General features: G+C 70.5%; 8 protein-coding genes and 1 pseudogene. 3 read left to right on the top strand and 6 right to left on the bottom strand.

Annotated features, from left to right (window positions below; genetic code table 11):
• The first annotated feature begins 549 nt into the window (after positions 1-549).
• Entirely contained in the window at positions 550-2,505 is a 1,956-nt protein-coding gene (locus ACFY1E_RS24715) for an amino acid transporter (protein WP_389079524.1), read from the top strand.
• A gap of 109 nt (positions 2,506-2,614) precedes the next feature.
• A complete protein-coding gene (locus tag ACFY1E_RS24710; RefSeq protein ID WP_389079523.1) occupies positions 2,615-3,133 on the top strand; it encodes a hypothetical protein in 519 nt (172 codons plus the stop codon).
• A 481-nt stretch (positions 3,134-3,614) separates the two neighbouring features.
• Here ACFY1E_RS24710 and ACFY1E_RS24705 read toward each other — a convergent pair.
• From ACFY1E_RS24705 to ACFY1E_RS24695, 3 genes and pseudogenes are all read right to left on the bottom strand, one after another.
• Positions 3,615-3,809: pseudogene (locus ACFY1E_RS24705) on the bottom strand (hypothetical protein); the annotation flags it as partial.
• A gap of 48 nt (positions 3,810-3,857) precedes the next feature.
• Positions 3,858-4,451 carry a hypothetical protein gene (locus ACFY1E_RS24700; protein WP_389079521.1) on the bottom strand — a complete coding sequence of 198 codons (594 nt, stop codon included), beginning with the start codon at positions 4,449-4,451 and terminating at the stop codon, positions 3,858-3,860.
• Positions 4,452-4,577: 126 nt separating this feature from the next.
• Positions 4,578-6,962, bottom strand: a complete 2,385-nt coding sequence (locus ACFY1E_RS24695; RefSeq protein WP_389079520.1) for a phosphoketolase — start codon at positions 6,960-6,962, stop codon at positions 4,578-4,580.
• A 50-nt stretch (positions 6,963-7,012) separates the two neighbouring features.
• On the opposite strand from ACFY1E_RS24695, the gene ppk2 reads away from it, so the two are divergent.
• Positions 7,013-7,816, top strand: coding sequence for a polyphosphate kinase 2 (gene ppk2 / locus ACFY1E_RS24690; protein ID WP_389079518.1), 804 nt, complete (start codon positions 7,013-7,015; stop codon positions 7,814-7,816).
• A gap of 14 nt (positions 7,817-7,830) precedes the next feature.
• On the opposite strand, the gene ACFY1E_RS24685 is transcribed toward ppk2, so the two are convergent.
• Genes ACFY1E_RS24685 through ACFY1E_RS24675 form a run of 3 tightly spaced genes read right to left on the bottom strand, consistent with a single transcriptional unit; the run spans position 7,831 to position 10,665 of the window.
• Positions 7,831-8,703 (bottom strand): universal stress protein, encoded by an 873-nt coding sequence (locus ACFY1E_RS24685; protein ID WP_389079517.1) that lies wholly within the window; start codon positions 8,701-8,703, stop codon positions 7,831-7,833.
• Positions 8,704-8,708: 5 nt separating this feature from the next.
• Positions 8,709-9,731: an alcohol dehydrogenase AdhP gene (gene adhP, locus ACFY1E_RS24680; protein ID WP_389079515.1), complete on the bottom strand. Its 1,023-nt coding sequence runs from the start codon at positions 9,729-9,731 to the stop codon at positions 8,709-8,711.
• A 28-nt stretch (positions 9,732-9,759) separates the two neighbouring features.
• A complete protein-coding gene (locus tag ACFY1E_RS24675) occupies positions 9,760-10,665 on the bottom strand; it encodes a universal stress protein (protein ID WP_389079813.1) in 906 nt (301 codons plus the stop codon).
• Positions 10,666-10,733 lie beyond the last annotated feature (68 nt).

The raw sequence follows: 10,733 nt of genomic DNA, 5'->3' as shown, positions 1-10,733 counted from the left end.
CAGGGGGGGCGCGGGGGCCGGGTGGGGCACCCGACCCCCGCCCCGGGGGGGGGGGGCCCCCCCCCGCCCCCCCCCCCCCCCCCCCCCCGGGGGGGGGGGGCGGGGCCCCCGCCCCCCCACGGACCCGCGCTCTCGCACCCTGTCGAACAGCCGGCTGTCGCCTCGGACCCGGCCCGCTACCGTCTGCGGGCCATGACGGGCCACACCGAGGCCGACGTCGAATCGACGACAGACATCCTCGCCCCCGCACAACGTGCGGCCCGGCAGACCATCGTCTCGACCCGCCGAGCCGGGCTCACCCCCTGGTCGGGCGGGACCCGTTCGAAGAGGGGTTTCGCCCGGTCCTCGCGGGTGCAAGGAGGGGCGTCGGGCGTCCGATTTCTCCGTCCCGCTGTGTGCCCTTGACCTGCCCCGACCGCTCTTAACGCAGTCTTGACGCCGATGGAGCATTCTCCCGTGGGCCGGCGCCCCACTCTCTGCCTACGCTGGTGCCGCCGTCCGCGTGATGGCCGGAATCCACACGCTGAGCAGCACATCAGGAGCACGCCGATGGCCACGACCGAACACCTCCCTGCCAGTCGCCTGCGCGCCTGGATGCTGGAGGGGCTGTCCGACATGGGCAGGAGCGGCGGCCACACAGGTCCCCATGCACAGCCCGAACCCGCGCACAAGGGGCAGCGCTGGTACCGGGTGATGTGCCTGACCGGCGTCGACTACTTCTCGACCCTCGGCTACCAGCCCGGCATCGCCGCTCTGGCGGCCGGCCTGCTGTCGCCGATCGCGACCATCGTGCTGGTCGTCGTCACCCTGGCCGGTGCACTGCCGGTCTACCGACGCGTGGCCGAGGAGAGCCCGCACGGCGAAGGCTCGATCGCGATGCTGGAGCGGCTGCTGTCGTTCTGGAAGGGCAAACTCTTCGTCCTGACCCTGCTCGGCTTCGCCGCCACCGACTTCCTGATCACCATCACCCTGTCGGCCGCGGACGCCTCGACCCACCTGGTCGAGAACCCCCATCTGAACAGCACCCTGCACGGTCAGCAGATGCTGATCACACTCATCCTGGTCGCCCTGCTCGGCGCGGTGTTCCTCAAGGGCTTCCTGGAGGCGATCGGCGTCGCGGTCGTCCTGGTCGGCGTCTACCTCGCACTGAACGTCGTCGTGGTGTGCGTCGGCTTCTGGCACGTCGTCACCGCCGGGCACGTGGTCACCGACTGGACCGGCGCACTGACCGCGGAACACGGCAACGTCTTCGTCATGATCGGCGTGGCCCTGATCGTCTTTCCGAAGCTCGCCCTCGGCCTTTCAGGCTTCGAGACCGGTGTCGCCGTCATGCCCCACGTCCAGGGCGACCCGGACGACACCGAGGAGCGGCCGACCGGCCGGATCCGGGACACCAAGAAGCTGCTCACCACGGCCGCTCTCATCATGAGCGCCTTCCTGATCACCACCAGCTTCATCACCACGGTGCTCATCCCGGAGAAGGAGTTCAAGTCCGGCGGCCAGGCCAACGGACGCGCCCTCGCCTACCTCGCCCACCAGTACCTGGGCGGTGCCTTCGGCACGGTCTACGACATCTCGACCATCGCCATCCTGTGGTTCGCCGGCGCCTCCGCCATGGCCGGCCTGCTCAACCTGATGCCCCGCTATCTGCCCCGCTACGGCATGGCACCGCACTGGGCCCGCGCCGTACGCCCCATGGTGATCGTCTTCACCCTGATCGGCTTCCTGGTCACCTGGATCTTCGACGCCGACGTGGACGCGCAGGGCGGCGCCTACGCAACGGGTGTCCTGGTCCTGATCACCTCCGCCGCGATCGCCGTGACCATCGCCGCCCACAAGGCCGGCCAGCGCAACTGGACCGTCGCCTTCGCCGTCATCTCGGCGGTGTTCGTCTACACGACGGTCGTGAACGTCATCGAGCGCCCGGACGGCGTCAAGATCGGCGCCTGCTTCATCGCCGGCATCATCCTGGTCTCCCTGCTGTCCCGGCTGGCCCGCGCCTTCGAGCTCCGGGTGACGAGCGTGACGCTGGACGACATGGCGGAACGGTTCGTCAGAGATGTGGCCAGCCGGAGGATACGTTTCATCGCCAACGAACCCGACCGACGGGACAAGGCGGAGTACCGCGACAAGATCGAGCAGATCCGCAACGACAACGACATGCCCGAGCAGGAGGACTTCGTCTTCGTCGAGGTCACGGTCGTCGACCCCTCCGAGTTCGAAGCAGGTCTGACGGTGCGCGGCGAGGTCCTGCACGGCCGCTACCGGGTGCTGACCCTGGAGTCCTCCTCGATCCCGAATGCACTGGCCGCCCTGCTCCTGCACGTCCGTGACACCACCGGCTGCATCCCGCACATCTACTTCGAGTGGACCGAGGGCACCCCCTTCGCCAACTTCCTGCGCTTCTTCCTCCTCGGCCAGGGCGAGGTCGCCCCGGTCACCAGAGAGGTCCTGCGCGAAGCCGAACCGGACCGAGCACGCCGACCGCGCGTTCACACCGGCTGAGGGCCACTCCGGCAACCGCGTAAGGATCCCGTCAGGATTGGCTCGTACGGCGCTAGGGCACCGTTAGCGACAGTCGCCGACCTGCCCACCGACGCATAGCGTCAGCGGCATGCGATGGAGCGGCCCGGTCGGCTCAACCGGCGACCGCCACTGGTGTGGCAGCGCTCGGCTCGCGGTGAGCTGCGCCCTGGTGTTCGGCGCCATGAGCGTCCTGGTCGACTGGGATGCGGGAAGCCTGACACCCCTCCGAACCCTGCTCTGGGTCACCCTGTCGGCCGCCGTATGCGCCGTTCTGCTCCCGCCGCGGGTGAGCGCGGGCCCCGGCTGGCTCGCGGTATGCGCTCCATGGCGTCGGCGAGTGGTCCACACGGACGCGCTGACTGCCGTACGGCAGTACGACGGCGTCTCCTCCCATCTGGTCCTGCGGGACGTCCACGGCCATCGCCTCGAACTCGACCCCCGGATCCTCGCGGCCAATCCGCTGCTCTGGCACGAGCTCGACACTGGTGTCCGCCGCTCCCTGGAACGCGGAACGCTCGGCCTGGGAGCGGATGTCATGGCGCGGCTGGGGGATCACATCGACCACGAGACGGTGCAGGCGGTGCTTCGGGCGTCGGGACTTTCCTGATCCGCAGAGGACGGCGCCTGGCGAGCCGGAGCGCCATTACAGGTGCGGTCACTCTGTTGGAGACGTACGACCTGGCACGACGCGCCAGGCCGGCCGACAACCGCAGAACGTCGACGCCACCCTCCACCTGGAGGACGCGGCGCTGTTCCCGGAGGGACTGGAGCTGCTCGCCCACGCGGCGCCGACGCGCCGGGCGCCGCTCGAAGAGATGGTCGCGCTGGCGGAGTTCCTCGCCGAGCGCCTGCCCCGTGGACAGTCCGACCGTCACATCGGCGACGCCGGAGGGCCATGCGTCGCTCCTTCGGCCTGACGGTCAGAACGCCGCTCGCGTAAGTGACCTCGGTCTGCTCGCGGCCCGCACGTCCTTGTCCCTCTTCGAGTCACTGGGCTGCACCTCGACGACCGTGGCGAGGCGGTCGACCGTGGTGAACCGGATGGAACCGACGCCCACGTGGGCGTTGACCGAGATCGGGCCGAGAGTGTCGTTTGTACGCGGCTGAGTGCCGCCGTCGACCGCGGCCGCCACGGCCCGCCACGCGTTGACCGACAGTCCCTCGCGGTTCGCGGCCTCCTCGGCACGGGCCTTGCGGTGGGCCGGCAGACGCAGGTTCACGCGGGCGGTTCCACCCTCGTCACCGTCGGTCGAAGGCTTGAGAAGTTCGACGGGCGCGGCCGGCATCTCTTTCCGGGACATGTGATCAGCCGGCCTGGCACGGGCCGTTGGTCATCCGCTCATCTTCTTCCGCCACTGGGGGCCGACCTGCTCCCATTCGGCCTCCCAGGCGCGCAAGCGCCGCCGGTCGAGCCGTTGCCGGGTCAGTCGGCCGCAGGCCAGCGCGACGCCGGCGGCCCCCGCCGCGGCCAATGCACCCGTCACCGCCGACTGCCCGCGTGCATCTCCTTCGGTGGGAGGCCGGGTGGTCAAGGCGCCCCGGTTGTCGACCCACACGGTGACCGAGGTGCCCGCGGTGCTGCTCGGGTCGACCCGTGTCAGGCCGGTGTGCGTGGTCCCGTCGGCGGCCGTCCAGCGCACCGTTCCCCATACCGTGGCCCCACCGTCGGTCGAGACGTTCGCGGTGCTGTCCGCGTTCCGGGTGAGCTCGGCCGACACGGCGTGCACGGCAGCGCGTCGTGCGGCAAGGCTGTCCTGCATGGCCGCGTCCGCCGCAGAGCCCGCGAGCAGGCCGCACACCAGGGCGATGGTCCAGGTGGCCAGGAGGATCCAGGCCTCCATGACGTCGCTGTGCCGTCGCAGCGGATTGTGCCGCCACCGCCAGAAGCGCACCTTCATCAACCGGGTGGGACGCGTCAGTGCCATGGCCCGACACCCCCTTGTCTCTCGGCTCGAAGATCTCCCGGAGGGACGTGGCCTTCTTCCAAGCCTCCGTCACGGTGGCCAGGAACGCATGGGCCGATCGGTCCTCCCCTGCCGGGAAATCCCCACTCAGCCGCTCCAGGTCCACTCCGCGACCTCCGGCAGGTCGGTGCCGTGGATGCGGATCCAGTCGTGGTGGCGCAGGCGTGCGTCCTCCATGCGCTGGCGTACGGCCGCGGCGCGCACCGTCAGCCCGGGCACGCGGTCGATGACGTCCATGACCAGCCGATAGCGGTCCAGGTCGTTGCGGACGACCATGTCGAACGGCGTGGTCGTGGTGCCGGACTCCTTGTAGCCGCGCACGTGCAGGTTCTTGTGGCCGGTGCGCCGGTAGGCGAGCCGGTGGATCAGCCACGGGTAGCCGTGGTAGGCGAAGATCACCGGCTTGTCCTGGGTGAACAGGCCGTCGTACTCGAAGTCGCTCATGCCGTGCGGGTGCTCCTCGCGGGGCATCAGGCGGGCCATGTCCACGACGTTGACCACGCGGACCGCGAGGTCGGGCAGGTGGCGGCGGAGCAGCTGGGCGGCGGCCAGCACCTCCTGGGTGGGGACGTCTCCGGCGCAGGCGAGGACGACGTCCGGTTCGCCTCCGTTCTCGGTGCCCGCCCACTCCCAGATGCCGGCTCCGCGGGCGCAGTGGGCTCGGGCCTGGTCCATGGACAGCCAGTCGAAGCAGGGCTGCTTGCCGGCCACGATCACGTTGACGTAGTCGCGGCTGTGGAGTGCGTGGTCCGCGACGGACAGCAGCGTGTTGGCGTCCGGTGGCAGGTACACGCGTACGACCTCGGGGCTCTTGTTGAGGACGTGGTCGACGAAGCCCGGGTCCTGGTGGGAGAAGCCGTTGTGGTCCTGGCGCCACACGTGCGAGGTCAGCAGGTAGTTCAGGGAGGCGATCGGGGCGCGCCACGGCAGCTGCCTGGATGTCTTCAGCCACTTGATGTGCTGGTTGACCATCGAGTCGACGATGTGCACGAAGGCCTCGTAGCAGGAGAACAGGCCGTGCCTGCCGGTGAGCAGATAGCCCTCCAGCCAGCCCTGGCAGGTGTGTTCGGAGAGGATCTCCATCACGCGGCCGTGCCGGTCGAGGTGCTCGTCGACCGGGAGGTGCTGGGCCTGCCAGGCCTTTCCGCTGGCGTCGAAGACGGCCTGGAGCCGGTTGGAGGCGGTCTCGTCGGGGCCCACGATCCGGAAGTCGCGGCGTACCGAGGTGTCCTCCATGACCTTTTCCAGGAGGTCGCCGAGGACACGGGTGGGCTCGTGGAGGGTGGTTCCCGGCTTGTCGACGGGTACGGCGAACCGGTCGAGGGACGGGACGGGCAGGTCGCGCAGGAGCAGGCCGCCGTTGGCGTGAGGGGTGGCACCCAGACGCCTGGCCCCCTCGGGGACGCAGGCGAGGACGTCGGCAATCGGCCGGCCGCCGGCGTCGAACAGCTCCTCCGGATGGTACGAGCGCAGCCACGCCTCCAGCTGCCGCAGGTGCTCCGGGTTCTCGCGTACGCCGGCCAGCGGGACCTGATGGGCACGCCAGGTGCCCTCGACCGGCACCCCGTCGACCTCGGCGGGCCCGGTCCAGCCCTTGGGGGTGCGCAGCACGATGACGGGCCAGTGCGAGCGCTGCGCCACGCCGTTCTCGCGGGCCGACTGCTGCAGCGCGGCGATGCGGTCCAGCGCGTCGTCCATGGCCTGCGCCATCGCGCGGTGCACGGTGGCCGGGTCGTCGCCGCTGACGTGGATCGGCGAATGGCCGTAGCCGCGCAGCAGCTCGTCGAGCTCGTGCTCGGGCAGGCGGGACAGCACCGTCGGGTTGGCGATCTTGTAGCCGTTGAGGTGGAGGATCGGCAGCACGGCACCGTCATGGACCGGGTCGAGGAACTTGTTGGAGTGCCAGGAGGCGGCCAGCGGTCCGGTCTCCGCCTCGCCGTCGCCGATCACAGAGGCGACCAGCAGATTCGGGTTGTCCAGAGCCGCCCCGTAGGCGTGCGAGAGCGAGTATCCCAGTTCACCGCCCTCGTGGATCGAGCCGGGGGTCTCCGGCGCCACATGGCTCGGCACGCCGCCGGGGAAGGAGAACTGGCGGAACAGAAGCTCCATACCGGCCTCGTCCCTGCCGACGTCCGGATACGTCTCGCTGTAGCTGCCCTCCAGCCAGGAGTTGGCCAGCACGGACGGCCCGCCGTGGCCCGGGCCCCAGATGGCCAGGGCGTCGAGGCCGCGGGCCTTGATGACACGGTTGAGGTGGGTGTAGACGAGATTCAGACCGGGCGAGGTGCCCCAGTGGCCGAGCAGTCGCGGCTTGATGTGCTCCGGCAGCAGCGGTTCACGCAGCAGCGGGTTGGCCATGAGGTAGATCTGCCCGGCGGACAAGTAGTTGGCGGCACGCCAGTGCGCGTCCAGGGTGCGCAGTTCGTCGTCGGTCAGTACGGTGCTGCTGTTCTGGTGTTCGACCTTGGGCATCAGGGACTCCGGAAGTCATCGGCGTGGGGCGACGGGGCGGTGGAGGCGGCATGGCCGGCAAGAAGGCGGCGAAGGTGCCGCGCAAGACTTATGAGAAGGAACTGCTGCGCCTGCAGACGGAGTTGGTGAAGCTGCAGGAGTGGGTGCGTGCGGAGGGCGCCCGGCTCGTCATCGTCTTCGAGGGGCGGGACGCGGCCGGCAAGGGCGGCACCATCAAGCGGGTCACCGAGCACCTCAACCCCCGTGTCGCCCGCATCGCGGCCCTCCCGAAGCCGACCGAGCGCGAACGCACCCAGTGGTACTTCCAGCGGTACGTCGAGCATCTGCCGGCCGCCGGGGAGATCGTGCTGTTCGACCGGTCCTGGTACAACCGGGCAGGCGTCGAGCATGTGATGGGCTTCTGCACCAAGGAGGAGTACCAGCTCTTCCTGCGGCAGTGCCCGATCTTCGAGCGGATGCTGGTGGAGGCCGGGATCCTGCTGCGCAAGTACTGGTTCTCGGTGAGCGACACCGAGCAGCAGGAGCGCTTCCGGCGCCGGCTGGAAGACCCGCTGCGGCGCTGGAAGCTGTCGCCGATGGACCTGGAGTCGATCACCCGCTGGGAGGCGTACTCCCGGGCCAAGGACGAGATGATGGTGCACACCGACATCACCGAGGCACCGTGGTTCGTCGTGGAGAGCGACGACAAACGCCGGGCACGGCTGAACATGATCGCCCATCTGCTGGATTCGCTGCCGTATCACGACGTGCCGCCGCCAGTGCTGGAGCTGCCGGACCGGCCTGAATCGACCGGCTACCAGCGTTCGCCCCGTGACCTGCAGACGTACGTCCCCGATCACGCGGCGACCCTGTAAGCCGGTCACAGCGCTCACACCCGCTGCGGTACGACGGCGACCGGGCAGGCGGAGTGGTGCAGTACCGCGTGCGCTACGCGGCCGAGCTGGAGCCCGAAGCGCCCCTCGCGCCGCTTGGCCCCCACGACCAGCAGGTCGGCATCGCGGGACAGGTCCGCCAGGACCCCGCGGGCGTGCCCCTCGACGGCGCGGCGGTGCACGTCGGCGTCCGCCGGTACGTCGTGCAGCGCACCCTCCAGCGCCGCCACGGCCCGCTCCTCGTGCAGCCGGGCGGGTTCCCCGGCCATGAGCGGGTGGTCGGTGCTCTCGTGCGCGGGGCACCGCCAGGCTCGTACGGCCTCCAGGCGCGCCCGGCGGCGGCGCGCCTCGTCGACCGCGAAGCGCACGGCCGACGACTCGGCGCCGTCCTCGCCGACACCCAGGAGCACACGTCCGTGCTGTCCCGGCACTGCCTGCTTGTCGTGGTTGCCGCGCAGCACGATCACCGGGCAGTCGGCGTGCGCGGCCACGGACAGACTGACGGAACCGAGCAGGAACTCCGCGATACCGCTGCGGCCACGGCTGCCCACCACCAGCGCGGAGGCCTGACGCCCCTCGTGCACCAGGGCGTACTCGGGCTCCTCCGCCAGCACCACCGGCGTCACCTTCAGGTCCGGACGGCGCTCGTGCGCCCGCCGGGCCGCGAGGTCGACGACGTCCTGGGCGAGCACCGACTCGGAGGGCTTGCCCAGGTCCGTGGCCAGGGAGGTGCCCTCATAGCGCTCCCACAGGGAGGCGTACACGACCCGCAGCTCCACTCCTCGCAGCACGGCCTCGTCGGCCGCCCAGTCGACGGCACGCAGGCTCGGCTCGGAGCCGTCCACGCCCACGACCAGAGGGAGTTCCATCGTTCTCACCTTTCCGTGCCGAGGTCGAACACGATGCGGGCCTTGACCTGGCCGCGCAGCACCTCGCCGATGGCTTCGTTGACCGCGGCGAGCGGGCGGGTCTCGTGGATCACCCTGGTGCGGCCCGCCGCATGCAGCTGGAAGACCTCGGCGAGGTCCTGTCGGGTGCCCACGATCGAGCCGATCACCGAGGTGCCGTTCAGAACGGTGTCGAAGATCGGGACCTGGATGGTGCCGTGCGCCGGCAGTGCCACCATCACCAGCTTCCCGCCGCGCCGCAACCCGGAGTTCACGGCGGTGAACGCGGCCTCGTTCACGGCCAGGGCGATCGCCGCGTGGGCGCCGCCGTGCTGCCGCAGCACCTCGCCGACGTCCTGCTTGCGGGCGTCGATGACGAGGTCGGCGCCGAGTTCCGTGGCCAGTTCGAGCTTCTCGTCCGTGACGTCGACGGCCGCGACGGTGGCTCCGGCGATCTTCGCGTACTGGACGGCGAGGTGGCCGAGGCCGCCGATGCCGGAGATCGCGACGAGCTGCGCCGGCTGGACGCCTGCGACCTTGAGCGCCTTGTACGTGGTGACGCCGGCGCAGGTCAGCGGGGCGGCCTCGAAGGCGCCGACGCCGTCAGGCACCGGCTGTGCGAAGTCGGCCCAGGCCAGCATCTTCTCGGCGTATCCGCCGTCGCAGCCGTACCCGGTGTTGATCTGCTGCTGGCACAGCGTCTCCCAGCCGCTCAGGCAGTGCTCGCACCGCCCGCAGGCCTTCCCGAGCCACGGCACGGCGACCCGGTCCCCCACGCTCAAGTGGGTGACGCCGTCGCCGAGCTTCTCGACGAGGCCGACGCCTTCGTGGCCAGGCACGAACGGCGGTTCGGGCTTGACGGGCCAGTCGCCGTGAGCGGCATGGATGTCGGTGTGGCACAGCCCGGAGGCCTCGACGCGGATGCGGACCTGGCCGGGACCCGGTTCGGGATCGGGCCGGTCCTCGATGACCAGAGGGGCGCCGAGGGCGTGTACGACTGCTGCCTTCATGGTTGTTGAGCTCCTGTCAGGGGGTGCGTCAGTCGTGGGCCACGACTGCGACGGGGGCGGTGGCGTGGTGCAGGACCGCGTGCGTGATGGGGCCGATGTGGGGGCCGAGAGGGCCGTGCCGGTGCCGTCGGCCCACGACGACCAGGGAGGCATCGCCGGAGGCGTCGACCAGGAGGTTCGCGGGGCTGCCGTAGCGGGACTCCTCGGTGATGGAGAGGTCCGGGAACTTCTGCCGCCAGGGGCGCATGACGTCCGTCAGGGCGTCGGCGTGCTGCCGGGCCAGCGACCGGTGGAGTTCGTAGTCCGCGGGGACGCCGTACGAGATGTACGGCGACGGGTTCCAGCCGTGGACGACCCGCAGGGAGGTGGACCTGCGGACGGCCTCGTCGAGAGCGAACTCGATCAGCGCCTCGTTGGGGGAATCCGCGTCCAGGCCGAGTAGCACGGGCAGGTAGGGGCCCGCGGCGGACGGGATGCCCGCCGGATCCGGCTGGTGCTCGTCCGCAGCCTGTTCGCCGGCGCGGACCAGGACGACCGGACGGTCCGCGTGCGCGACGACCTCGTAGCCGACCGAGCCGATCAGGAAGCCGCCGATCCCGCTCAGGCCGCGGGAACCGATGACGAGCAGTTCGGCCTCCTTCGCCTGTCCGGCCAGGATTTCTGCCGGCCGGCCGGTCAAGTGCTCGGTGATCACCTCGACGCCGGGGTGACGCAGCCGCAGTCCTTCGGCGGTCTCGCGGGGAACGCGCTCGGTCCAGTGCTGGAGTGTCTCGGCTCCGAGCAGCGGTGCCTGCGCGATCGGGTCGGGTACGGCCTCCCAGACGTGCACCAGCTTCAGAGGAAGGCCGCGCAGATGCGCCTCGCGGGCGGCCCATTCGGCTGCGGCGCGGCTCTCGGGCGACCCGTCCAGGCCCACGGTGACGGTACGGGGCATCATGATCTCCACCTCCCGGTTTGCTCCGTTCCCAGCGTCGGCTCCGGGAGGGTGTGCGGTGCAGGGGC

The sequence above is a fragment of the Streptomyces sp. NPDC001604 genome (assembly GCF_042893475.1).
Taxonomy (GTDB): Bacteria; Actinomycetota; Actinomycetes; order Streptomycetales; family Streptomycetaceae; genus Streptomyces.
This window is presented reverse-complemented; position numbering and strand designations above follow the sequence as displayed.